Origin of the sequence: Pseudomonas sp. A2 (genome assembly GCF_023100865.1) — a bacterium.
In the GTDB taxonomy this organism is placed as follows: domain Bacteria; phylum Pseudomonadota; class Gammaproteobacteria; order Pseudomonadales; family Pseudomonadaceae; genus Aquipseudomonas; species Aquipseudomonas asiatica.
On sequence record NZ_CP039127.1, the window covers coordinates 5144491 to 5168961 of the forward strand.

General features: G+C 64.8%; 23 protein-coding genes. 6 read left to right on the plus strand and 17 right to left on the minus strand.

Annotation, left to right across the window (positions count from 1 at the left end; genetic code table 11):
• Position 1: 1 nt before the first annotated feature.
• From E5221_RS23830 to E5221_RS23850, 5 genes are all read right to left on the minus strand, one after another.
• Complete coding sequence (locus E5221_RS23830) at positions 2-796, minus strand: SDR family oxidoreductase (RefSeq protein WP_182328980.1); 795 nt, start codon at positions 794-796, stop codon at positions 2-4.
• A 129-nt stretch (positions 797-925) separates the two neighbouring features.
• Positions 926-2377, minus strand: a complete 1452-nt coding sequence (locus tag E5221_RS23835; RefSeq protein ID WP_247846541.1) for an efflux transporter outer membrane subunit — start codon at positions 2375-2377, stop codon at positions 926-928.
• Complete coding sequence (locus tag E5221_RS23840) at positions 2374-3435, minus strand: HlyD family secretion protein (protein WP_015271753.1); 1062 nt, start codon at positions 3433-3435, stop codon at positions 2374-2376. The genes E5221_RS23835 and E5221_RS23840 overlap by 4 nt, the downstream gene beginning before the upstream one ends.
• A gap of 28 nt (positions 3436-3463) precedes the next feature.
• Positions 3464-5005: an MFS transporter gene (locus E5221_RS23845; protein WP_247846542.1), complete on the minus strand. Its 1542-nt coding sequence runs from the start codon at positions 5003-5005 to the stop codon at positions 3464-3466.
• A gap of 236 nt (positions 5006-5241) precedes the next feature.
• Positions 5242-6150, minus strand: coding sequence for a LysR family transcriptional regulator (locus E5221_RS23850; protein ID WP_024087722.1), 909 nt, complete (start codon positions 6148-6150; stop codon positions 5242-5244).
• A 272-nt stretch (positions 6151-6422) separates the two neighbouring features.
• Here E5221_RS23850 and E5221_RS23855 point away from each other — a divergent pair, with 272 nt between their 5' ends.
• The gene (locus E5221_RS23855; protein WP_247846543.1) at positions 6423-6872 is read left to right on the plus strand and encodes a universal stress protein; all 450 of its coding nucleotides are present in this window, start codon (positions 6423-6425) and stop codon (positions 6870-6872) included.
• 105 nt (positions 6873-6977) lie between these two features.
• Here E5221_RS23855 and E5221_RS23860 read toward each other — a convergent pair whose 3' ends face one another.
• Genes E5221_RS23860 through E5221_RS23875 form a run of 4 tightly spaced genes read right to left on the minus strand, consistent with a single transcriptional unit; the run spans position 6978 to position 11757 of the window.
• Positions 6978-7838 carry an HlyD family secretion protein gene (locus tag E5221_RS23860; RefSeq protein ID WP_013974168.1) on the minus strand — a complete coding sequence of 287 codons (861 nt, stop codon included), beginning with the start codon at positions 7836-7838 and terminating at the stop codon, positions 6978-6980.
• Positions 7839-7848: 10 nt separating this feature from the next.
• Positions 7849-8049 carry a DUF1656 domain-containing protein gene (locus E5221_RS23865; protein WP_003257154.1) on the minus strand — a complete coding sequence of 67 codons (201 nt, stop codon included), beginning with the start codon at positions 8047-8049 and terminating at the stop codon, positions 7849-7851.
• A 4-nt stretch (positions 8050-8053) separates the two neighbouring features.
• A complete protein-coding gene (locus E5221_RS23870) occupies positions 8054-10231 on the minus strand; it encodes an FUSC family protein (protein WP_247846544.1) in 2178 nt (725 codons plus the stop codon).
• Positions 10228-11757, minus strand: a complete 1530-nt coding sequence (locus E5221_RS23875) for an efflux transporter outer membrane subunit (RefSeq protein ID WP_247846545.1) — start codon at positions 11755-11757, stop codon at positions 10228-10230. Before E5221_RS23875 ends, E5221_RS23870 begins: the two co-directional genes overlap by 4 nt.
• A gap of 191 nt (positions 11758-11948) precedes the next feature.
• Between E5221_RS23875 and E5221_RS23880 the strand changes: the two genes are divergently transcribed.
• Both E5221_RS23880 and E5221_RS23885 read left to right on the plus strand, forming a co-directional pair.
• On the plus strand, positions 11949-12896 hold the full coding sequence (locus E5221_RS23880) for a LysR family transcriptional regulator (protein ID WP_013974172.1): 948 nt from the start codon (positions 11949-11951) through the stop codon (positions 12894-12896).
• 215 nt (positions 12897-13111) lie between these two features.
• Positions 13112-14086, plus strand: coding sequence for a D-glycerate dehydrogenase (locus E5221_RS23885; RefSeq protein ID WP_039613029.1), 975 nt, complete (start codon positions 13112-13114; stop codon positions 14084-14086).
• A gap of 133 nt (positions 14087-14219) precedes the next feature.
• On the opposite strand, the gene E5221_RS23890 is transcribed toward E5221_RS23885, so the two are convergent.
• Positions 14220-15122, minus strand: a complete 903-nt coding sequence (locus E5221_RS23890) for a DMT family transporter (RefSeq protein ID WP_123084226.1) — start codon at positions 15120-15122, stop codon at positions 14220-14222.
• Positions 15123-15386: 264 nt separating this feature from the next.
• Here E5221_RS23890 and E5221_RS23895 point away from each other — a divergent pair, with 264 nt between their 5' ends.
• Entirely contained in the window at positions 15387-16262 is an 876-nt protein-coding gene (locus tag E5221_RS23895) for an AraC family transcriptional regulator (RefSeq protein ID WP_247846546.1), read from the plus strand.
• Positions 16263-16352: 90 nt separating this feature from the next.
• Here E5221_RS23895 and E5221_RS23900 read toward each other — a convergent pair whose 3' ends face one another.
• The 6 genes from E5221_RS23900 to E5221_RS23925 form a co-directional block, all read right to left on the minus strand.
• On the minus strand, positions 16353-18743 hold the full coding sequence (locus E5221_RS23900) for a TonB-dependent receptor (RefSeq protein WP_182328974.1): 2391 nt from the start codon (positions 18741-18743) through the stop codon (positions 16353-16355).
• Between the two features lie 218 nt (positions 18744-18961).
• Positions 18962-19945 carry a FecR domain-containing protein gene (locus E5221_RS23905; protein ID WP_247846547.1) on the minus strand — a complete coding sequence of 328 codons (984 nt, stop codon included), beginning with the start codon at positions 19943-19945 and terminating at the stop codon, positions 18962-18964.
• Complete coding sequence (locus tag E5221_RS23910) at positions 19942-20499, minus strand: sigma-70 family RNA polymerase sigma factor (protein WP_182329065.1); 558 nt, start codon at positions 20497-20499, stop codon at positions 19942-19944. The genes E5221_RS23905 and E5221_RS23910 overlap by 4 nt, the downstream gene beginning before the upstream one ends.
• Before the next feature lie 22 nt (positions 20500-20521).
• Positions 20522-20860, minus strand: coding sequence for a DUF3325 domain-containing protein (locus tag E5221_RS23915; protein ID WP_161551461.1), 339 nt, complete (start codon positions 20858-20860; stop codon positions 20522-20524).
• The gene (locus E5221_RS23920) at positions 20860-22437 is read right to left on the minus strand and encodes a PepSY-associated TM helix domain-containing protein (protein WP_247846548.1); all 1578 of its coding nucleotides are present in this window, start codon (positions 22435-22437) and stop codon (positions 20860-20862) included. The genes E5221_RS23915 and E5221_RS23920 overlap by 1 nt, the downstream gene beginning before the upstream one ends.
• Positions 22434-22739 carry a DUF3649 domain-containing protein gene (locus E5221_RS23925; protein WP_247846549.1) on the minus strand — a complete coding sequence of 102 codons (306 nt, stop codon included), beginning with the start codon at positions 22737-22739 and terminating at the stop codon, positions 22434-22436. The genes E5221_RS23920 and E5221_RS23925 overlap by 4 nt, the downstream gene beginning before the upstream one ends.
• Before the next feature lie 232 nt (positions 22740-22971).
• On the opposite strand from E5221_RS23925, the gene E5221_RS23930 reads away from it, so the two are divergent.
• Positions 22972-23319, plus strand: coding sequence for an HPF/RaiA family ribosome-associated protein (locus tag E5221_RS23930; protein WP_247846550.1), 348 nt, complete (start codon positions 22972-22974; stop codon positions 23317-23319).
• Positions 23320-23440: 121 nt separating this feature from the next.
• The gene (locus E5221_RS23935) at positions 23441-23731 is read left to right on the plus strand and encodes a DUF3509 domain-containing protein (protein WP_024087728.1); all 291 of its coding nucleotides are present in this window, start codon (positions 23441-23443) and stop codon (positions 23729-23731) included.
• 3 nt (positions 23732-23734) lie between these two features.
• Here E5221_RS23935 and E5221_RS23940 read toward each other — a convergent pair whose 3' ends face one another.
• Entirely contained in the window at positions 23735-24205 is a 471-nt protein-coding gene (locus tag E5221_RS23940) for a phosphate-starvation-inducible PsiE family protein (protein ID WP_013974183.1), read from the minus strand.
• Between the last annotated feature and the right edge of the window lie 266 nt (positions 24206-24471).

Genomic DNA, 24471 nt, shown 5'->3' on the forward strand with positions numbered 1-24471 from the left:
ATCAGGCAATGGAACGCAGCACCCCGCCATCTACCCGCAAGGCAGCCCCGGTAGTGGCACTGGCCTGCATCGACGCCAGGTACACCACCATGTTCGCCACCTCCTCCACCGTCGCCAGCCGCTTGATCAGCGAGGTCGGCCGGTGCTCGGCCAGGAAGTTGGCTTCCAGCTCTTCAGTCGACACCCCCTGCTCCTCGGCCAGCCTGGCAAAGAAATCGCCCACGCCTTCCGAACGCGTAGGCCCCGGCAACACCGAGTTCACCGTGACCCCGGTGCCAGCCAGGGTCTCGGCCAGCCCGCGCGACACCGCCAGCAATGCGGTCTTGGTCATGCCGTAATGAACCATCTCGGTCGGGATCTGCAGTGCAGACTCACTGGACAGGAACACCACTCGCCCCCATTTGCGCTCGGCCATGCCCGGGGCATAGTGGCGCGACAGGCGAACGGCACTGAGCACATTAACGTCGAAGAAACGCTGCCAGTCCTCATCCTCGATCTCGAAGAACGGCTTGGGCTCGAAGATGCCCAGGTTGTTGACCAGGATGTCGGTGTGCGGCACCTGCTTGAAAAGCGTCTGCGCACCGGCCTGGGTGCCCAGGTCGGCAGCGATGCCGATGATGCGCGCCTGCGGCAGGCGCTCGCGCACTACCTTGAGGGCTTCGTCGACCCGGGCCTGGGTGCGACCGTTGAGGACCACTTCGGCCCCCGCCTCGGCCAGGCCGATGGCGATGGCCAGGCCGATGCCGGCGGTGGAGCCGCTGACGATGGCGCGCTTGCCGTTCAGGGAAATGTGCATCTGTGCCTCCTCATCTGTCTGGGAAATTGCTGGGGCTGCTCCGCAGCCCTTCGCGGGCACGCCCGCTCCTACAGGTTTAACTGTGGGAGCGGGCATGCCCGCGAAGGGCCGCAGGGCGGCCCCCTGCCGCTATGCCTTCTTCACAGGCTGCTCATCAAACGCCTGCCAGCCACCACCCAGGGCCTTGTACAACCCCACCAGCGCCTGCGACACCGCCGCAGAACTGTCGATCCACTGCTCCTCGCTGGCCAGCAAAGCCCCCTGCACCGTCAGCACATTGAGAAAGTCCACCGCCCCTTCCACATACTGGCGCTGGGCAGTTTCCAGGGCGATGCGGTTCTGCCGCACCGCCTCGGCCAAGTGGTCGCGGCGCAGCTGGCTGGCGTTGTACAGGCGTAGCACATCGTCGATTTCATGCCAGGCACCCAGCACCACCTTGCGGTAGTTCAGCGCCGCTTCCTGCTGCTGCGCCTCGCGCAGCTCCAAGGTGCCCTTGAGCCGGCCACCCTCGAAGATCGGCAGCGACAGCTGCGGCCCGAAGGCGAAGCGGCGTGAATCCCAGGCGCCGAAATCGGACAGCTGCATGGCCTGGAACCCGACACTGCCCGACAGCCGGATGCTGGGGTAGAAGTCGGCCTTGGCCACGCCAATGCTGGCGGTGGCGGCATGCAGGCGGGCCTCGGCCTGGCGAATGTCCGGGCGGCGTTCGGCCAGTTCGGACGGCAGGCCAATGGCGAACTTCTGCTGCGGCGTAGGCAGTTCGCCGCCCTGCAGCAACTCGGCCTGCAGGCTGCGCGGCGGTTCGGCGGCGAGCAGGCTGAGAGCGTTGATCAGGTCATCGCGCCGCGCTTCCAGGCTTGGCAGGCGCGACTCGATCGAGGCGACCTGGGCACTGGCCTGAGCCACGTCCAGGCGCGTGGCGACACCTTCGGCCTGGCGGTTTTCGGACAATTTCAGGCTGTGCTGGGCGACCTTGAGGTTGTCGCGGGTCACATCGATGGTGTGCTGCACAGCGCGCAGCTGGATATAGTTGCCGGCGGTTTCCGAAAGCAATGCCAACAGCACGCCGCGGCGGTCGTTCTCGGCCACTTCGACCGTGGCATCGGCAGCCTCGACCTGGCGCCGCACACGGCCCCACAGGTCCAGCTCCCAGCCGGCCACAAGGTCACCCTGCCAGAGGTTGAAGGCTTCCTTGCCCGCCTTGCCGGACGGGTCACTCAGGCCTTCGGCACTGTTGCGCGAGCGGCTGTAGCCAGCGTTCACATCCACCGACGGTACTTCGTCGGCAGCTACGGTGCTGCGCAGGGCGCGGCTTTGCAGCAGGCGGGCGCTGGCCATCTGCAGGTCGAGATTGCGCTCGGCAACGCGTTGGATCAAGGCACTCAGGCGGGCGTCGTGGAAGCTCTCCCACCAGCGCAGTTCCAGCGGTTCGGCCTGCGGCTGGCTGGCCGCCGCCTCGCCTTGCAGCGGCGCCCACTGTTGCGGGGCCTGGCTGTCAGGGCGCTGGAAGTCAGGGCCCAAGGTGCAGCCGGCCATCAATACGGCCAGCAGCAACGGGCTCAAGCGTAATGCCGCTTTCATCGTGCACTTACCTCTTTGCCGTCCAGCTTGTCACCACGGGTGTCGATGGTCGCTTCCACCGACATGCCCACGCGCAGGCGGGCAAGCAGCGGCTGGCCGTCATCGAAAACGATTTTCACCGGGATGCGCTGCACCACCTTGGTGAAGTTGCCGGTAGCGTTGTCCGGCTTGACCGCAGCGAAGGTCACGCCGGTGGCCGGGGCGATGCTTTCCACATGGCCTTGCAGCTTCTCACCGGCAAAGGTGTCGACGCTGATGCTCACGGCCTGGCCAGGCTGTACGTGGGTCAGCTGGGTTTCCTGGAAGTTGCCGACCACGTAGGCCTGCTGCAACGGCACCACCGACAGCAGGCGGGCGCCCGGGTTGACGTAGGCACCGACACGCAAGGCACGCTCGCCGACCATGCCGTCCACCGGTGCGGTGATGCGGGTGTAGGACAGATCGAGCTGGGCCTTTTCCAGCCCTGCCTCGGCCCGCTTAAGCTGGCCGTCGGCACTGGCCACCTGGGCGGTAAGGATATCCACCTGCTTGCGCGCCGCTACCAGTGCCGCCTGGGCATTGGCCAGGCGTGCGCGGGCCTGGTCGACCCCGCTGCGTGCCTGCTGGGCGTTCTGCACGGTGCCGGCACCTTGCTCGGCCAGGCGGCTGTAGCGGTTGACCTCATGGTCGGCGAACGCAGCTTCGGCCTGGGCCGCTTTCACTGCAGCCTCAGCCTGGGCAATCAGCGACGCCTGGCGCTCGAGCGTGGCACGGGCATCGGCGCTTTGCGCCTGAGCCACCAACAACTGCGCCTGCGCAGCATCCAGCGCGGCCTGGTAGTCACGGGCATCGATGGTAGCCAGCAACTGGCCGGCCTTGACCTGCTGGTTGTCCTCCACCAGCACCTCCTTGATGAAGCCGGCGATCTTGGGCGCGACCACGGTGTAGTCGGCGACAACATACGCGTCATTGGTGCTCTGGCGGTGGTCGCTGCCAAACATCCACGGACCGACGATGGCAGCCAGGACGGCCACGGCAAGCACCGAGCCGATGAACAGGGTTTTGCGGTTGTTGGTCATTTAAGTGGTTCTCGAATTCATCCAGGGTTCAGGCCACCGCGCGCGGCGGATAGACCCGGGTAGGCACGAAAGGAATCAGGCAGATCAGGGCCACGGCAATGCAGGCCATGACCAGGTAGAGGTCGGCCGAGGTCAGCACCAGCGCCTGGTCGTGGATGCGCCTGGCCAAGCCGGCTGCGTTACCATCGACCAGCGGGGCGTTGCCCAGGCTGTCCACCAGGTGGTTGGAATGGAAGTGCCGACGCAGGGTGCCAAGGGCGTCCAGCAGGCCACCGGCGATCACCGCGGCCAGGCCCTTGACGGTGTTGAACCAGCTGGAGGCGAACGGGCCTTCCTGCGGGGTCATGCCGTTGGTGGACAGCATCAGCAGCGGCAGCACTGCCATTGGCTGGCCGAACACCTGCAACAGGTAGAACGGGTAGAAATCGCCTCGGATCCACTCGCTGGTCAGCAGGCTGCTGCCGACACAGGACACCGCCAGCATCGCCAGGCCGATCCCTAGCACCCAGCGGCAGTCCACTGCGCGGATATTGCACAGCGCCGCCGTCAACGGCAGGGCGACCAGCTGCGGCATGGCCACCAGCATCATCAGCGGGCTGGTCTGCGCCGGGCGGTAGCCCTGAATCTGCGCCAGGTAGGCCGACGGAATGCTGCCAATGCCCGAGAGCACGATCAGCACACCGGCCAGGGTCACCAGGGCGAAACTCAGGTTGCGCCGCGACAGCATGCGCAACTGGAAGAATGGCAACGGCTCGGACCATTCGTTGTACATGAACAGCACCAGCAACAGCAGGCCACCGCCGAGCAGCCAGCAGATCAGCGGCGAATCGAACCAGCCCCAGCGGTCACCCAGCGACAGGCCCAGCACGATGCAGCTGATGGCGGGCAGGCCGAGCAGCACGCCGCGCCAGTCGAACTGCTTGAAGCGCTCCAGGCGCAGCGGGTCCTGCGGCAGGCCCCAACCGACGCAGAACATGGCCAGCGCCGAGGGCAGGATGATCTGCCAGAACGCCCACTGCCAACCGACGTATTCAGTCCACAGCCCTGCCAGCGGCGTGCCGAGGTTGGGGCCGAAGGTGGCGGTGAGGGCATAGCAGGCTAGGCCATAGACCTTGATGCCCGGTGGCAGGAAGCGCAGGGCCACGCTCATCAGCATCGGCGGCAAGGCGCCAGAGGCAAAGCCCTGGAGCACACGCAGCAGCATCAGGCTGTGCAGGTTGGGGGCGAACGGTTGCAGCAGGCCGAGCACGGCGAACAGGCCGATGGCGCTCATGGTGAAGCGCCGCAGCGAGAACGTGGTGGCCAGCCATGGCGCGAAGGCCATGGCCGAAACCGAGGCGGCGCTGTAGACCGCCAGCAGCCAGGCGCCTTCGTCGGCACCGATGCCCATGGCCCCACGGATATCGGCCAGGGAGATCTTGGTCACCGACTCGTTGAGGCCCGCGCACAACACGGCCAGCAGCACACCGAACAGCCCGACCACTACCTGCAGGCCGAACGCAGTCTGCGCAGGCGCGGCCGGCGCGGGGGCGGCGGCAATCGCGGCAGACGGGGCGGACAGGGAACTCATGGGCAGACATCTCCAGCAACAAATTTGCGACTGGAGCAAGTCTAAGAAGGTCGAATGCTGACGAAAACTGACTTATCGGTAGGTTTATGTTGCGTCAGGCGCAATCCACTTCAAAACCCAGTCGCCTGCTTCGCGGGTGAACCCGCTCCCAGAGGGACATCACAAGCCTTGAGAGGTGTGTTGTACCTGTGGGAGCGGGTTCACCCGCGAAAAGGCCGGCCCAGGCAGTACATCACTCAAGGGTCGACACTGCAGCAAGCCTTCAGGGTCTGCCGCAACCACCGATGCGCGGGGTCATTGTGAAACCGTGGGTGCCATGCCTGCAGCACGTTGACCCGCTCTAGCGGCACCGGGATCTCGAACGAGCGCAGCGGCAACCCTAGCTTGTGCACGCTGTTGAGAATGTTGGCCGGCATCGGCAGGATCAGGTCGGAATCCGGCAGCGAGAAAAGCGCCGAGTGAAAACTCGGGGTAATCAGTGCCACCCGCCGCTGCACCTTGAAGTTGGCCAGCTCCACATCGATCGGCCCATTGGCCCGTCCACGGCGGGACACGCTGATCTGTGGATAACTGGCAAAACTGTGCGCCGTGATCGGCTGCTCGAAGATCGGGTGGTCGCGCCGCGCCAGGCCCACATAGTAGGTCTGGAACAGGCTCTGTACCTTGATCTCCGGCCCCAGGTCCACGGTCGAGCTGATGATCAGGTCGGTACGCCCGTCGCGCAGCACGCTGTCGTCATCGCCGCCGGGGCTTTCCGGCACGAAGCGCAGCACCGTGCGCGGTGCCTGCTCGTGCATGCGCCGCAGCAACTGGGCGCCGTACAGGGCGATGAACAGGTCGTTGGTGCGGATGTTGAAGGCTCGGTCAAGCTTGGGCAGGTCGACCTCGTCGCCACTGCGGAACACCTCGCCGGCCTGCTCCACCAACGCCGCCACCTGCTCGCGCAGGGCCAGCGCCCGCGGCGTCGGCACCAGGCCGCGACCGGCGCGCACCAGGATCGGGTCACCCAACGCATCGCGGATACGCCCCAGGGTCCGGCTCATCGCCGCCGGGCTGAGGTTCATGCGCTGCGCCGCGCCGACCACGCTGCCTTCGTCGAGCAGGGCATCGAGGGCGACGAGCAGGTTCATGTCCGGGAGTTGCATGGCCGTTTTCCGTTACAGCTGTGGGGAATGGCGATGGTAGCAGGTTGCTGGATTGCACCAGACGCAATGCGCTCGTGCGTGGTGGGGCATTTATTCACTGGCAGTGTTCGGCCTTAAATGAAGCATCGGCAGGTCTGACCCTTTCGCGGGCACGCCCGCTCCCACAGGAACCCCACAATGCTCGAGTGATGTGCGGTACCTGTGGGAGCGGGCATGCCCGCGAAAGGGCCGCCCATGCAGATACATCACCCAGCTTTTGCCAAGGACCCCACATGCCCAGCCCCGTCCTGATCGCCATCGACGCCTCCCATGCATCCACTGCCCTGCTCACCCTCGCTCGCCGCTACTGCAGCCCCGGCGAGCACGAACTGCATGTGCTGCTGGCCATCGACTCGACCTTCGCCGTCCATGACCAACCCGCGCCTTACACCGCAGAAGAACTGGAAGAATACCCCGCCGCCTGCGAAGAGCAGCACCAGGCCGACCAGGCCGTGGCCGAGGCGGTGCGCGAGTTGCAGCAAGCCGGCTTCGCCAGCCGGGGCTGCATGGTGGCCGGGCAGCCGGTCGAGGCGATCGTGGCCAAGGCGCAGGAACTGAATTGTGAACTGATCATCATGGGCCACCGCCACCTGTCGCGGCTGGGGCGGATGCTGGACCCGTCGATCAGCGCGAAGGTGATTGATCGGGTGAGGGTACCAGTGTTGGTGGGGGCAGCGAGCTAACTGCGCCGCTCCCACAGGATTTGCGCCAGCCCCAAGAGCAGCGCTCCACTTGTGGGAGCGGGCAAGCCCGCGAAGAGGCCAGTAGCTGCACCACCTCACCCCGGCTCAGCCCTCGCTCGGCTTCACCACCACCGTACAAGTCGTACCCGCCGCCAGCAAAAACCCGTCCGGCACTTCATCGATATGAATGCGCACCGGCACCCGCTGCGCCAGCCGCACCCAGTTGAAGGTCGGGTTCACATCGGCGATCAACTCGCGGCTCTGTGGGTTGTCGCGGTCGTAGATGCCGCGGGCGATGCTCTCCACGTGACCCTTGATGCGCTCGCCGCTCATCATCTGCAGCTCGGCCTGGTCACCCACCTTCACATGCGGCAGCTTGGTCTCCTCGAAGAACCCGTATACCCAGAACGAATTCTCGTCGACCACCGCCATCACCGCTTCACCGGTACGCGCATAGTCACCCTTGTGGATATTCAGGTTGGTCACATAGCCGTCCACCGTGGCCACGATATGGGTGCGTTTGAGGTTCAGTTCGGCGGCAGCCAGCTCGGCAAGGGCCTGCTGGTAGTCCGCCTGGGCGGAGTTGGCGATGTTGCTGGCGTCGTCGCGGTTTTCCTTGGAGATCACCAGGTTGTCCATGTCGGCACGGCGCTTGGCGTTGACCTTGCGCATCTCCCAGGTGGCCTTGCGCGACGCAACCTGCGCCTTGGCCTGGTCGACCGCCAGCTGGTAGTGCTCAGGGTCGATCTGGATCAGCAGGTCGCCCTTCTTCACCCGCTGGTTGTCCTTGACCGGCACGTCCACCACATAGCCAGGCACGTCGGCAGCGACGTTGATGATGTCGGCACGCACACGGCCGTCGCGAGTCCAAGGCGTGGTCATGTAATGCAGCCACAACTGGCGACCGATCACCACGGCAGCGGCAAGCACCAACAGGGTGGCGATCAGGCTGAAGAACTTTTTCATCGAAGGATTCTCACCAGTAGAGCGACAGCGCCAGGGCGCCGAACAGGCAGACGAACAGGCTCAGGCGCAGCAGCGCCGGGTGCCAGAAGAAGCGGTAGCCATCATGGCTGGCGATGTATCGGTCCAGGCCCCAGGCCAGGCCCAGGGCGAACAGGAACATCAAGGTCATGGTGGGCATGTACACGCCATGGAAGGCGATTTCACGGGGCATGGTTTCACGGAGCATCGTGCAGTCCTTTCGCCGGTGCCAACGGCGACTGTGGGTCGAGCAGGGAAGATCGGATGAAGTGCAGGTAGCTTTGCGCGCGGCGCAGCACCGAAGTGTCGAAGTGGCGGGCGAAGGGCTCGTCGGTGGCCTGCACGCGGGCGATGGCGTGGTCCACTGCCACCAGCGCGCGTTCGTGGTTGCTGGCGCTGGGCTGCAGGAACAACCGGGCCAGGGCACGGCCCATCACGCGGATCGCCTGGCGCCAGGGCTGCGACTCGGCGTAGGCCGGGTGCACCGGCGCGCGGGCCTGCTCCTTGCGCAGCTCGATGATGGCATGGCCGATTTCCAGCACGGTGAACATCCAGCCCATCAACTGGCTCTGTACCTGCGGCTTGCCGGCTGCCAGGCCATAGGCCTGGTGCAGCAGGTCACGGGTGCGGCTTTCGAAGGCTGAACCCAGGCCGCGCAGGCGCCCGCTGATGGCGAACAGCACCTGCTCGCGCAGTTCCTGCTCCAGGCGGCTCCACAGCCAGCGGCTGTTGGGCGGCAGGATGATCGCCCCGGCAGCGGCACAGACGAACATGCCGATGACCATGCCGATGTAGTCGTTGATGAAGGTGTACGGGTCATACACGGTGAGGTTGTTCGGCACCGAGCCGATGGCGAAGAACACCAGCAGGCCGATGCCGTACCCGGCATAGGCCGGCCGTGACGAGAGGAACGCGCCCAGTACGAACACCGGTGCCAGGACCATGCACAGCAGCGGGAAACCGTCGATCCAGGGGAACACGAAGAAGGTTTCGAAGAAGCCGACGAAGGCACCAATCGCCGTGCCGCAGGCCATCTGGAACGACATGCGCTTGGGGTTCGGCGAGGCCGCAGACAGGCCCACGGTGACGGTGGCGATCAGGGTCATCATGGCGCCGCTGGGCCAGTCGCTGAACAGCCAGTAGCTGCCCAGCAACAACAGCACCGCCGAGGCGCGCACACCGGCGGCCAACGATACCAGCCAGCTGGTCTGCGCCACGTAGGGCTCATCCCACTGCTCGCGTTCGTGCCGGTGCGCTGCCAGCGAGGCATGGGTTTCGGCATAACTGTACATCTCGTCGACGAAGCGGTAGAGCAGCTCGAAGGCAGTATGGAAGTCGAGCAGGTCGGACTCGCTCGGCTCGGTTGCCAGGTACTCGGCGCGCAAGCCGCGCACCTGTGCCTGCAAGCCTTCCTTGTAGGCGGCCAGCTCCAGGGTCAGGCGCAGCGCATCGGCGTCGGTCAGCGCCCGGCCCACGTAAGGCTGCAACAGCTCCACCAGGGTGTTCAGGCCTGGCTCGATGGCGCCGACGATCTGCAGCGGGCCGCGGGCGCGAAGGCGTTCCAGCAAACGGTGCAGGGCATTGAAGCGCGTGGTGATGGCCATGAACTCGCTGTTCATGCGCACCAGGCGACCAGAGCGCCGGCGCATGTGCGGGTCTTCGAAGGCGGTGACGTTGCGCAGGCTCTCGAGGCCCACTGCTTCAGCGACGAAGCGCACGTTGCTGCTCTCGAAGCGGTCCCGCTGGCTTTCACCACGCAGGGCCTCGACCACCACCCCCGCGAAAACGCCAAAGCGCTGGTACAGGGCGTTGCGCATGGCGGCACTGGCCGACTGCGGCAGGATCGCGGCGCTGACGAAGGTCGACACCAGAATGCCCAGGGCGATTTCCAGCACCCGCCATACCGCCGCCATGAACGCCTGGTCAGGGTGCTCAAGCACCGGCAGGCCAATCATGGCCGCGGTGTAGCCGGCCAGCACGAAGCCATAGGCGCGGAAGGTGCGGTAGCGCATGGCACCGGCCGAGCACAGGCCTACCCACAGGGCCAGGCTGGGCAGGAACAGCTCGGTGTTCTGCGGGAATATGGCGATCAGCGCCACCATCATCGCCGAGCCGGCCAGGGTGCCGAGCACCCGGTAGAAGCTTTTGGCAAACACATGCCCGCTTTGCGGCTGCATGACGATGAACACGGTGATCATCGCCGTGCGCGGTTGCGGCAACTCCAGGCGCATGGCCAGCCACAGGGTGATGAACGCAGCGGCCAGCACCTTGAAGATGTACACCCAGGTCACCCCGTCGGTGCGCGCCCAGGCAAAGAAGCCCCGGCGCCATTCCAGGCTCTGCAGCCAGCGCACGGGCAAACTGGAAATGCTCATTCGGCGTTATCCGGCTTCTTGTCGAAAATGGCCAGGGTGGCCGGGGTTTTCGGTGCGGCCTGGCGCTCCTCTTTCGGCACATCCTGACCAGCCTGCAAGCCACCGCCCAGGGCGGTGACCAGCTCGGCATGGGCAATCAGGCGGGCAGCCTGCACCTGCTGTTGCACCTGCTGCTGGCGGAACAGCAAGGTCTGGGCGTTGAGCACGTTGAGGTAGTCGGTAAGGCCACGCTGGAAGGCGACCATGGCGATGTCGTAGGTTTTCTGCGCGGCCGCTACCGACTCGGCGGCGAAGTGCGACTGCTCCTTCATCGACTCACGGCGAATCAGCTGGTCGGAGATGTTCTTCAGCGCACCGACCACGGTCTGGTTGTAGCGCGCCACGGCCACGTCATAGCCCGCCGAGGCCACGCCCAGCTGCGAGCGCAGGCGGCCACCGTCGAAGATCGGCAGGCTGATGGCCGGGCCGACGTTGTAGTTGAACTTGCGCCCGGTGAGGAATTCCAGCGGGCCACCACCGGTTGCCATGAAGCCAAGGCTGCCGACCAGGTCGACGTTGGGGAAGAAGCCGGCGTGGGCGACATCGATGCCCCGCGCCTGGGCGGCCACCTGCCAACGGCTGGCGACCACGTCGGGGCGCTGGCCGACCAGTTCGGCCGGCAGGTTCGACGGCAGCTTCAGCGGCGCGGCCAGGGCCAGGCTCGGGCGCTGCAACTGCGCACCCTCCCCCGGGCCCTTGCCGGCCAGGGCGGCCAGCTGGTTGCGGGCCAGGGCAATTTCTTCGTCCAGGCTGTCGAGCTGGCGGTGGGTTTCCGGCAACGGTGCTTCGGCCTGGCTGACTTCGAAGTGAGTGCCGATGCCGGCATCCAGGCGGCGCTTGGCCAGGGCCAGGATCTGCTCCTGCTGTTCCAGCTCGGCCTTGACGATATCGCGCTGGGCGAAGTGCAGGCTCAGCTGGATGTAGGCGCGCACCACGTTGTTCTGCAGCTCCAGCTGCGCCTGGCGGGCTTCGGCCACGCTCATGTGCGCCTGGTCCACGGCCTGCTCGCTGGCGTTGCGTTCGCGGCCCCACAGGTCGAGTGCATAGCTGAAGCCAATGGCGGCGTTGTTGTCCCAGGTATTGGCGCCGGATAGCGCGCCCGGGCCATAGAACTGGTCTTCAGGCCAGTTGTGGCGCTTGAGCGTGGCCTGGCCGTTGGCCTGGAGTTTTTCCGCCGATTCGACCACGCCGGCCATGGCCTTGGCTTCGCGTACCCGCGCAGCAGCCATGGCCAAGCTCGGGCTGCCGGCCACGGCCAGGGCAACCCAGCGGTCCAGCTGTGGGTCGCCATAGGCGTGCCACCACTGCTGGTCGGGCCAGTGGGCGTCGGTCGCGGCTTCGCGTATGGCCGCGTCGGTGGTCAGGGTATTGGCTTGCAGCGTCTTGCTTTGCGGGGCAATGCCCCAGGTTCCGATACAGCCGCTCAAGGTGAGGGCAAGGGCACAGGCACTGAACGCATTGAGCGTTCTGATGATGCGACGCGGCACAGCTGCGATTTCCCGAGGAAGAGGTGAAGGGGCCGGGCAATTCTAGGGGGCGGCAGCACTGGCGATAAGCGTGGATTCCTGCGAATCTTTGTTACCAAAACAGCGATAATCCGCCTTTGGTCGAAGGCAACTTTTCATCTCTTTTACGTTACTTCGTGACACAATTTTGTCCTCTACATCGAGAGTGACCCATGGACACCCTGCAAAACATGCGTGCTTTCAGTTGCGTAGCCCAACTCGGCAGCTTTACCGCTGCCGCCGGGCAACTGGATACAACCACCGCGAACGTGTCGCGGGCGGTATCCAACCTGGAAGCCCATCTGCAAACAAGGCTGCTCAACCGTACAACCCGACGCATTGCGCTGACCGAAGCCGGCAAGCGCTACCTGATGCGTTGCGAACAGATTCTTACCTATGTCGAAGAAGCCGAAGCCGAGGCCAGCGACGCCCATGCCCGCCCGGCCGGGCAGTTGAAGGTGCACTCGATGACCGGGGTCGGTCAGCACTTCGTGGTCGACGCCATCGCCCGCTACCGCGAATCGCACCCGGACGTGACCTTCGACCTGACCATGGCCAACCGCGTGCCCGACCTGCTCGACGAGGGCTATGACGTGTCCATCGTGCTGGCCACCGAACTGCCCGACTCGGGGTTCGTGTCCCAGCGCCTGGGCATCACCTACAGCATCGTCTGCGCCTCGCCCGCCTACATCGCCCGCCACGGCGTTGCGCACAAGCCTGCCGACCTGCTCAAGCACGCCTGCCTGCGCATGGTCAGCCCGGTGATCCCGTTGGAGAAATGGCTGTTCGACGGGCCGGAAGGCCAGGAGATGGTCAACATCACCAGCTCGCCGTTCATGGTCAATACTGCCGATGCCATGAAGACCGCCATCCGCAGCGGCATGGGCGTGGGCGTGCTGCCAATCTATTCGGCCATCGACGGCCTGCGCGATGGCAGCCTGGTACGGGTGCTGCCCGAGTACCGGCTGCAGGAGCTGAACCTGTACGCCATCTACCCATCGCGGCAGTACCTGGATGCCAAGATCAAGACCTGGGTGGAGTACCTGCGCAACTCGCTGCCGGAGATTCTGGCAGCCCATGAGGCAGACCTGAAAACCCATCAGGTGATGATTGCCAACTAAAAAGCTGCTGCATTGCGGGGGCGGACAATGGTAGGTTGCTAACCATTGTTTCCAGCGCCAGGCCCCTGGGAGGGCTCCGCCCTCCATTCGCAGCACAAGGCTGCTCCTACAGAAGGCCCAGCGCCTGTCCTTGTAGGAGCAGCCTTGTGCTGCGAATGACCGCATCGCGGTCAACTGCCCGGCATTCCCCTAGCCTTGCAGAGAAGAAGTTGCCGATGAAAAAGACCGTCCTGGCCTTCAGCCGTATCACCCCGGCCATGGCCGAACGCCTGCAGCAAGACTTCAACGTGATCGTGCCGAACCCCAAGCTCGGCGACATCAATGCCCAGTTCAACGAAGCCCTGCCCGAGGCCCATGGCCTGATCGGCGTTGGCCGCAAGCTCGGCCGGGCGCAACTCGAAGGGGCGGCCAGGCTGGAGGTGGTATCCAGCGTGTCGGTCGGCTACGACAACTACGACCTGGACTACTTCAACGAACGCGGCATCGCCCTGACCAACACCCCCGACGTGCTGACCGAAAGCACCGCCGACCTGGGCTTCTCGCTGATCATGGGCTGCGCCCGCCGCACCGCCGAGCTGGATGCCTGGACCAAGGCCGGCAACTGGCAAGCTACCGTAGGTCCGGCCCATTTCGGCAGCGATGTGCACGGCAAGACCCTGGGTATCGTCGGCATGGGCAACATCGGTGCTGCCATTGCCCGTCGCGGCCGGTTCGGTTTCAACATGCCGGTGATCTATTCCGGCAACAGTCGCAAGACCGCACTGGAACAAGAACTGGGCGCGCAGTTCCGCAGCCTGGAGCAACTGCTGGCCGAAGCCGACTTTGTCTGCATCGTGGTGCCGTTGTCCGATGCCACCCGCAAGCTGATCGGTGCGCGAGAGTTGCAACAGATGAAGCCGAGCGCGTTCCTGATCAACATCGCCCGCGGGCCGGTGGTGGACGAGGCGGCGCTGATCGAGGCACTGCAGAACGGCACCATTCGCGGTGCGGGCCTGGACGTGTACGAAAAAGAACCGCTGAGCGATTCGCCGCTGTTCAAGCTGCCCAATGCCCTGACCTTGCCGCACGTTGGCTCGGCCACTGCAGAAACCCGCGAGGCCATGGCCAACCGGGCAATCGACAACCTGCGCGCGGCGCTGCTGGGTGAGCGGCCGCGGGATCTGGTAAATCCGCAGGTGTGGAAGGGCTGATTGGCCTCTACTGCCTGCACCGGCCCTATCGCCGGCAAGCCAGCTCCCACAGGTAACCCACAGGCCTGAGCCTTGTGCAGTACCTGTGGGAGCTGGCTTGCCGGCGATAGGGCCAGTGCAGGCAACCCATCACCTATTTGGCCACCACAACACCCTCAGCCACCCTGGCCTTGGGCTTGCGAAACACCAGCACATTCCCCGCCATCACCGCCACCAGCCCCAACAAGGCCGGCGCTGTCCACTGATACCCCTCGGCCACCGCCGACACGTTCAACGCCACCAACGGGAACAGCACCGTGCAGTACGCTGCCCGCTCCGGCCCCATGCGCCCGACCAGGGTCAAGTAGGCGGTAAAGGCGATCACCGAGCCCGGCACCACCAGGTACAGCAACGAGCCGATGTAGCGCACGTTCCACTCCATGCTGAACGGCACGCCGCTGACCACGCAGAACACCGCCAGCATCGCGGCCCCGTAGACCATGCCCCAGGCGTTGGTGGTCATGGGTTTGAGCCCGGCCTTCTGCTGCATGCTCGACAGCATGTTGCCGGCCGAGAAGCACAGCGTGCCGAGCAGGGCCAGGCCAAGGCCGTACAGGGTTTCGCGGCTGGCCGCGTGGTGGGACAGCTCGGGCCAGAACAGCAGGCCCAGGCCAAGTAGCCCCAGGGCGCCGCCGCCGAGCACGTTGCTGGCGATCTTCTGGCCGAAGAAGATCCGCGCGTTGAGCGCATTCCACAGGGTGGCGGTGGAGAACACCACGGCGATCAGGCCGCTGGCAATCCACTGGCTGGCGCTGAGGAAGCAGATGAAGTTGACGCAGAACAGGCACAGGCCCTGGGCCAGGCAGATCTGGTGGCCACGCCGGTTCATTGGCTGCAGGCGGCGGGTGAGCAGCAGGAAGGCGAACAGGATCAGCCCGGCCAGGGCGAAGCGGTAGACGATCGAGACCGGAATGGCGACCACGCCCAGTTGGAGTTTCAAGGCAATCCAGGTGGTGCCCCAGATCAGGACGGTTAGCAGGTAGAGTGACAGGTTCATGGCGACGGTTCCTTGGGCCTTTCAAGATCGGTGCCCGGCGCTTCGCGGCTAAAGCCGCTCCCACAAGGACCGCGCTGCTCTCGAGGCTGGCGCGGTCCCTGTAGGAGCGGGTTCACCCGCGAATCGAGGGCGCAGCCCTCGCCGAGGCATTTCAGTGTTCTCCTGTCGAACACCCACGCGCTTGCACAAACTTGCGCATTTGTCCCGCGGGTAGCTGTAAGCCTGGCCAAGGCGCAGTAGGATGGCTGGCAAGAGGAACCGCCCATGACGCCACTCACCCAGCTGCAAGTGTTCAACGCCATGCACGCCTCGCCCCACGCCCGGCTGGAGCTGAGCGCGCACCTGGGCGACGGGCTGGCGGCGGCGTTGTGGAGCAACCGCGACGATGCCCGCGACTACCAGGCACCGAGCCATCACACCCTGTCGTGCTACATCGCCGACGGCACCGGCACCTTTCGCCGCCAGCGCCCCGGCGACAAAGGGGCGCCCGACAAGCTGTGCGTGATGCCGGCCGGGCAGGAATCGAACTGGGTGGTCAATGGCGCGATACGCCTGGCGCACCTGTATGTCAGCGAAACGCAATTCGCCCTGGGCTGTGTGCGCCTGCTCGACCGTGAACCGCGTGAGCTGCAACTGCGGGAAGCGACCTTTCTCGACGACCCGCAGCAAGCCAAGCGCTTTCGCCAGCTGATAACCCTGGACTGGGATGAACCTGGCGAACGCTTGCTGGCCAGCAGCCTGGCGCACGAGATCGTCGACCATGCGCTGCTCAACCAGGTCGGGCTGCGCCAGGGCCTGCGCCTGAAAGGCGGGCTGGCACCGAGCCTGCGCCGGCAACTGGTTGACTACATCGAAGCGCACCTGGACCAGCCCATTACCCTGGGTGAACTAGCCTTGTACTGCAACCTGTCCGAATACCACTTTGCCCGTATGTTCCGCGCCAGTTTCGGGCTGCCGCCGCACCAGTACCTGCTGGCTCGACGGCTGCATCGGGCCTGCCAGCTGTTGCGGCTGGGGGTGATGCCGCTGGGGGAGATTGCCCTGTTGTGCGGGTTTGCCAGTGCCAGCCATTTCAGCAACCGGTTCCGCCAGGCGGTCGGTGCAACGCCAGGCGAATACCGTTCGGCCATTCGCGGCTAAAGCCGCTCCCACAGGGACCGCGCCACCCTCAAGGGCAGTGCAGTACCTGTGGGAGCGGCTTTAGCCGCGAAGAGGCCGGTACAGGCTGGCCTAGAACTCGAAGGTACTGGACAAGCTCACCTGCCGCGCATCGCCAATGGCCACAAAGTACTGGTTCACCGCCGAGCTGTAGTAAACCTTGTCGAACAGGTTCTTCACGTTCAGTTGCAACAGCACCTTGTGCTCGTCGAGCCTGGTCTCGTAGCTGGCAAAGGCATCGGCCACGGTATAGGACGGCAGGTCGAAGGTGTTGGTCGGGTTGCCAGCGCGCTCGCCCACGTATCGGGCCCCCGCGCCAATGCGCAGGCGATCGCCGCCGAACAGGCTGCCATAGTCATACACCGCCGACAGCGAACCACTGTGGCGGGCCACGTTCTGCAGGCGGTTGCCCTTGAGGTCCGGGTCCTTGGTCACTTGCGCATCGGTGAAGGCGTAGCTGCCGATCAGGCTCCAGCGCTCGCTCAACTGACCGGTCAGGTCCAGCTCGACACCCCGTGAGCTGACCTCTCCAGCATTGCTGTACACCGTTTCGCGCGTACTGGCATCAAAATTGGAAACCAGCACGTTGCGCTTGGTGATGTCGAACAACGCCAGGGTTCCGGTAAGGCGGCCTGGCATGTCGAGCTTGGCGCCCAGCTCCCACGATTTGCCCTCCTCCGGCGCCACCGACGAGTCAAGCACCACATTGCCGACCAGCGGCGCGATGGTGGAGTTGGGCTTGAACGACTCGCTATAGCTGCCATAAAACGACAGCTGCTCGTCCACCTTGTAGACGATACCTGCATGCGGCACCCACGCCTGGCCATTGATGTCTGTGTTGGCCTTGAACGGGCGGCCGCGGCCGGCGTATTGGTCGAACTGCTGGAAGCGTGCACCGGCCACCAGGATCCAGTGATCATCCAGGTGCAGCGCGTCCTGCACGAACAACGCGTCGGTGCGTAGCTTGTCGGTCTGGTCGCTGTCACTGGCTTTGACGGTGGTGCCCTCCACTTCCTGCCCGTAGATCGGGTTCATGTAGCTGAAGGTAGATTGGGCGCTCTGCCGGATCAGGTCCCCACGAAAGACCTTGCGGTCTTCATGATCGACACCGAACAGCAGGTCGTTCTGCATCCCGGCCAGTTGCACATTGCCGGCCAGGCTCAGGGTGGCGAACTGGTCACGGCTCATGGCGTTGTGGGTGCCGTCGATGCTGCGCGACAGCGTGCCGCTATTTTCATTCACGCCGGTCACCCGCACCTGGCTGGCATCATAGGTTTCGCGGTTGAAGCTGTAGCCGAAGTGCAGCTTCCAGTCATCGGCCAGCTGGTGGTCGACTTCCAGACGGTACAGGTCGGAGCGCCCTTCCATGTCGTTGAAGGGCTCGTCCAGGCGCCGCGTGGCTGGGATGTCCAGCGGGTGGCCGTTGTTGCCGAACGCCGTGCCACGGTCGAAGGGGTAGAGAAACTCGCGATGCTCGTAGGCCAGCACCACCTGGGTATCCTCGCCCAGCCAGGCCAGCGATGGCGCTACCAGCGACTCACGGTGCACGCCGTAGTTGCGCCAGTAGTCCTCATCTTCGTGGTCGACGATCAGCCGATAGGCGAAGTTGCTGTCGCCCAGTGCGCCGGTACTGTCGAACCCGCCACCGCTGCCGTTCTTGCCGCTGCCGTAGGTAGAACCGCGCACGGTCAGGGCGTTGTACTGCTCGAGTTGCGGGCGCTTGCTGACCACGTTGATGACCCCGCCCGGGTCCTGGATGCCGTACAGCAGCGAGGCCGGGCCCTTGAGCACTTCGACCCGCTCGGTGCTGGCGTTGAGGCTGCGGCCCTGCACGATGGGCATGCCATCGCGCATGATCGAGCCGTCGCGGTTGTCGCCGAAGCCGCGCTTCATCACGGTATCGGAGGTGCCACCGAAATTGTTGCCCTGGGTGATGCCGCTGACATTGGCCAGAGCGTCATCAAGGTTGCGTGGGGCCTGGTCACGGATGACCTGGGCCGGTACCACATTGATGGCCTGGGGGATGTCCTGGCTCGGGCCCTGCCCGCGCATGATCGAGGCGGTAGCGGGGGGCTGATAGCTGTAGTCGTCCAGTTGCGAGGTCACGGTGATGGCCTGCAGGTTGAGGGCGCCGGAAGTGTCCACCGCTTCGAGGGTGAGCGTGCGCGAATCGACGCGGCGCCAGGCCAGCCCGGTAGTGCCCAGCAACTGTTGCAGGGCCTGTTCGGCGCTGAACCTGCCGTTCAATGCCGACGCCTGCACACCTGGCAGTTCCAGGGTGTAGACCACGCTCTGGCCGGTGGTGCGGCTGAAGGCGCTGAGTGCCTGGGCAAGGGGTTGCGCCGGCTGCGCGAAGGTATACGCCTGCTGCTGCTCGGCGGCACAGGCCAGGGGGGCGACAGCGAATGCCGGGAGCGCGGAAAGGCCGAGCCAGAGAGGGACGCAACGCGGGGTGAACTTCATGGACGCTGACCTGTGAGAGGGATATGACTGCGAATGAATCGCACTTCCACTCATTACACGGATGCCACGTCCTGTTACCTCACCCGCTATCTGAAAATTTTTTTGCCTGTGCGGGCCTCTTCGCGGGTGAACCCGCTCCCACAGGTACTGCACAGGATTTGAAACTTGCGCCCTTCCTGTGGGAGCGGGTTCACCCGCGAAGAGGTCCGCACAGGCGACTACCGGATCAGGGTCAACCGCCCCAGCACTGTCTGCCGCGAAAAGCCCATCACCTTGCCCAGCGAATCCAGCGCCAGCAACGGCTCGGCCACGGGGAAACTGCCACTGACCTTGCGCTGCCCCAACTCATAATCGAGCAACAGGATGCGCCCCGGGTAATAGCGCCCCAGGTCTTCGACCACCTGCGCCAGCGGCACCTGGTAGTAATTCAGCCAGCCCTGGCGCCAGGCCAGGCGGTTGTCGCTGTCCACCGCCAGGGTGTCGCCGACTTGGCCGGCAGCGTAGGCCGCCTGCTGGTTGGCCGTCAGTTCACGCGCTGCTGCGCCCGGCGCCGGGCTCACCGCCACCCGCCCGCTGCTCACAGTGACCTGGGCTCCCTCGTCCTGCTCGCGCACTTCGAACTGGGTGCCAAGCACGCGCACCTCGCCACCGGCAGCTTCCACTACGAACGGCGTGCCGGTATGCGTGACCTGGAAAAACGCCGCGCCATGCAACAACCGCACGCGGCGCTCGCCCTGCACAAAATCGACTGCAATCGCGCTCCCCGCATCCAGCGTCACCTGCGACTGGTCGGCCAAGGTCACCTGGCGAACTTGACCAGCACTGCTGTAGTCGGCCTGCAGGTCCTGCAGCCACAGGGCCGGGTGCCAACCACCGGCAACGCCCACGGCCAGTACCAGGCACGCAGCCACCGCCAGCGCCGCGGCCCGCTGCCGCCAGGGGTGCCTGACCGGTGGCCTGGCCATCGCATCCAGGTAACGTTGCAGGCTTGCCTGTTCTTCAGCGGCCAGACGCGCAGCCGGGGCGGCGCTGTTCTGCCACAGCGCCTGGGCCTGGGCGTAGGCCTCACGGTGCCCAGGTTCGGCCAGCAGCCAGCGCTTGAACGCCGCGCCCTCGGCTTGCGCAGGTTGCTCGTTGATGCGGCTGAGCCATTCAAGTGCAGCCCGGGACTGCGCCTCGGTGATCGGCGGTAAACGGCTCATCGACGGGCACTCCCTGGCCGGCGTGGGGTGGACGCGGGCTCGGCAACACTCGCCTTGCACGCTTCGAGGGCGCGCATCATATGCTTTTCCACAGCACTCTGGGACAGTTGCATGGCCTTGGCGATTTCGCCGTACTTGCAGCCGTGGATACGGTTGAGCAGGAAGATCTGCCGGGTGCGCTCGGGCAAGGCGCGCAAGGCAGCGTCGATGCGCTGCAAGTCGTGATCGACCTCCACGGCCTGTTCCGGGGCCTGGGCCATGGCCGCTTCATCCTGCGGCAGCACAGCTTCGGCTGCGCGCTCGCGGCTGCCTTCGCTGCGCAGGTGGTCGATGGCGAGGTTCCCGGCGCAACGCAGCAGGTAGGTATCCAGTGCCTCGACCTTGACCTCAGGGCGACGCCAGAAGCGCAGGAACAACTCCTGGACCAGGTCCGATGCCGTCGCCCGGCAGCCGACCCGGCGGCTCACCAGGGCCTCCATGCGTGCCCGCTGGGCCTGGAACACCTGGACGAAGCGCGCACGCCCGCCGCCGCTTTCGGCATCCGCCTCGATCATGTCGCCCGGCTCGCTCACCTGGTCACTCGGCGAACACGGCCAGCAACGGCCCCAGCACCACGCTGGCGGCGGCCAGGCCCAGCAACAGGCGGGGCTGGTATGGCAGGCCGAACACCCACAGGGTCACCCCGGCCATCATCACTGCGGTCCATTCCACCAAGCCATGGGCCCAGCCCCGCAGGTGCACGCTGAGCACCAGCGACAGCACCAGCGACAGCACCAGCAACAGCCAACCGGCACTGCGCAACAGGCGCAACTGCCCGGGGCGCGGCTTACGCCCGAGCAGGTCGACGAAGTGCTTCTCCATGGCCAGGCACAGGGCAACGAAGCCGGCGTAAGCGATCAGTGCATTACCCAGCATCAGCTCGCCTCCGCCGTCTCAGTGCTTGGCTTCCTTGCCGCACGAGGGGCCCGCATGGCCACAGCCTTCGGGCTGTGCAACATCTTGCCGGCCAACCAGGCCAGGAACAGGCCGGTGCCCAGCGCTGTCAGGTCGAAACCAGCCATGGCCCAGTCACCCGCAGGTAGCGAATGGTTCAGGCCCTGGCCGGTGGTCAGGCCGTTGAGCAGCGGCAGCAAGGCGAAGGCCAGCGCGCCCAGTGCCAGTTGCTCGCCCCATGCCCGCCGCCCGCTACGCAGCACAGCGTGCACCAGTGACAGGCCCCAGGCGGTGAAGAAGGCGTTGACCTCCCAGTCGGCCCGGTCTGCGACACCCATCGGGATAAGGCGGTTGGCCCAGAAGAAGCCCGCCACGGCCAGCAACAGGCCACTCATGCTGGCGATATTGAGCACCTCGACCAGGCGTAGTTCACCCGGCAGGCGTTCGCTCCTGGCATGCTTGAGCTGGCGCTTGCCCAGCCACATCACCAGGCCGGTGCCAATCACCGCAGTACCGGCCACGCCAAAGAAGAAGTACAGCCAGCGCAGCCAGGGCCCGGCGAAATTGCCCATGTGCAGGCCGGCAAAGCTGAAGGCGGTCATCATTGCCCCACTCTCCGGTTTGCCCTGGCCCAGCAGGGCACCGCTGACGCCATCGAAGGTCCAGTTGGCGCTGCGCCGATAGGCTACATGGTCGGCCGCAGATTGGGTGAAGGTAACGCGGGCATTGCTGTCGCCGGCATTTTCCACCTGGATACGGCCGATACGCGCGCCCGGTTGCAGGGCCTGCACCTTGGCGTACAGGCTCGGCAACGGTACCAGCGGCGCGGCCACATGGGCCGCCTTGGGCGCATTGTTACGGCCGAACAGTTCGTTGAAGTACTTGCCGGTGTCATTGCCGTAGCTGGCCATGATGCCCGCCGGCATCACCATGTACATGAACAACACCAGGCTGCTGTAGCTGATCATCAGGTGGAAGGGCAGCACCAGCACGCCAATGGCGTTGTGCCCGTCCAGCCAGGAGCGCTGGCCCTTGCCTGGGCGGAAAGTGAAGAACTCCTTGAAGATTTTCTTATGGGTGATGATGCCGGTGACCAGCCCCAACAGCATGATGAAGGCGCACAACGTCGATAGCCATCGGCCGAAAGGGTGTGGCATCTGCAACTGGAAGTGGAAACGGTAGAAGAACTCGCCTCCGCGACTGTCGCGTGCCGCCACCGGCTGCCCGGTCTGGGTATCAAGGGTCTTGGTGACGAAACCGCGTGGCCCGCCATTCGGGTCGCGATAACCCACGTTCAAGGCGGCCTCGCGTGCGTTGGGCATACGAATCAGCCAGGTGCCCGAATGCCCTGCATTGTCCTGCAGATAACGCTGGGCCACCTCCAGGCTATGGCTCGGGTCCAGCGCATGGCTTCGTACTTCTGGTTGCGTCCAGTGGGTGATTTCTTCCTTGAAATACGACAGCGTGCCGGTGAGGAAGATGGCGAACAACAGCCAGCCGAAGATCAGGCCGGTCCAGGTGTGCAGCCAGGCCATGGCCTGGCGGAAGCCTTCTTTCATGGGTTTTTCATCCAGTATGCCAACCCGCTGATCACCCCCAGCAGCACGCTTGGCGCCAGTACGCCCAGCCAGGCGCGCAAAGCGCTGCGGCAGGCAAAGCACCAGATGAACGCCAGCAGGTAGAAAACGAATGACAGCAGCAGGCCGGTGAGCGTGGCATCGACCCGTGGCAGCGGCGCTACCAGGGAAATGCAGACGGTGGCCACGGACGCCAGCAGGTAGCCACCCAGCAGCGCGGCAAGGCTGCGTGACGTCACGGCCAGGCGATAGCTGAGCGAGAGACCGGCGGTTTTGCGCGTCATGGCGATGGTCCGGGCGTTTTCGGGGCTGCAATAATAATGATTTCAATTCTCATAAGCAAAGGCCATGCGATGAGCCGCCTGCTGCCTTGAATGCAACAAGAAATTTATTTTCAAAAAGGGCTTGAATTCGTTTCGCCGTTGCCTGACCTTAGAGTCAAGAGACGCAGAAATACCAAGGGTCTCAGAGGCCTAGGCGCGTCTCCATGCGAGCAAGCTGAATAAGGATTGAATCATGCAAATCCAGGTCAACAGCAGCAACCATTTCGAAGGCAACGCCCGGCTCGACCAGTGGGTCCGCAGCACACTGCAGAACTCGCTGGAACGTTACGAAGACGACCTCACCCGCATCGAGGTCCACCTGCGCGACGAGAACGGCGCCAAGCCCGGACCGCATGACAAACGCTGCCAGATGGAGGCTCGCCCCAAAGGCCATCAACCGATTTCCGTGACCCACATCGCCACTTCGCTGGACCAGGCGGTCGATGGTGCCGCCACCAAGCTCAACCACGCGCTGGAACACTTCTACGGCAAACTGCGCAGCAAGCGCGGCGCCCTGGAACTGAGTGACCCAGACGCCTGATCGGTAACGCAAGACGCCCGGCCTGATGCCGGGCGTTTTCGTTTGTATCGATCGATGGCGCTGAACCAACAGGTAATTTCCCCGGTCAACTTCTGCATTCATTCAGCGCAGAAGCATGACCATGAACAACCCATTCGAACGAATCAGTGCTGCATTCGCCCCCGAATACCGGGTCAACCTGAGCATTGCAAACCTCGACGGCAGCATCATGCTGACCCTGTCCGACGACGCTGGCGTGGTCGCCAAGCGCCTCATCACCCAGGCCCAGCGCAATGACCCGGTGCGCCTGCAGCGGGTGATTGACAGCATCCGCCTGGGCCTGGCCATCGAGCACAACCAGAACCCCCTTCAGGTGCTGGCCGCGCTGACCCGTGACGCCCGCCACGAGCCGCGCCATTTCATCGCCAACTGAGGGCTACTTGCCCTCCTCCACTTCCTTGCCGCTGGCATCCAGTACCTTGGTCGAGGGGTAGCGGTACGAGGCGTAGCGCACCACCAGGATCGCGAACGCCAGCAACAGGATGCCGCCGCACAGGTACAACAGCCCTACGTCCGGCGCCTTGTGGTGCGAGACGTCGCCGATCAGCAGGCGGGTCAGCGCGGTGATGGCCACGTACAGCAGGAAGCGGATCGGCATGTGGTTGGTCTTGAAGTAGATGCCGACCATCGCCCCCAGCTCCAGGTAGATGAACAGCAGCAGGATGTCATCGACACTGACCCCGCCCTTGCCGAGCATGTCGAGGAACGTCATCACCGCCGCATAGGCGGTGATCGCGCCAATGCCGAACAGCGCCAGGTAATGGAATGCCTCGACGCACAGGTTTCCCAGCGAGTCGGCCGAGCCGTGCAGACCCTTTCGCAGCTTTTCTGCCCATTTGATGTTCACGATGTTCCATTCCCCGATACGTCTTGAAGGATGATGCGTCACCGGTGTGACGCTTGTGCCATGCAGTTAAAGGGCCAGGCCCCTGCCTTGGAAGGCGACCGATTGCCGCAAGGCACCTTGAGGCGTGGCAAGTTGCATGAGCTGGAGACGTTGCGGGCTTTGCTTGAGTCGGCACTGGTTCAGGTGCAGATGCCCGCTGAGCCTCGGACTTTGCACTGAGGTTTGAGTGTTGCGTTGTCTGGGCTGGCCTCTTCGCGGGTAAACCC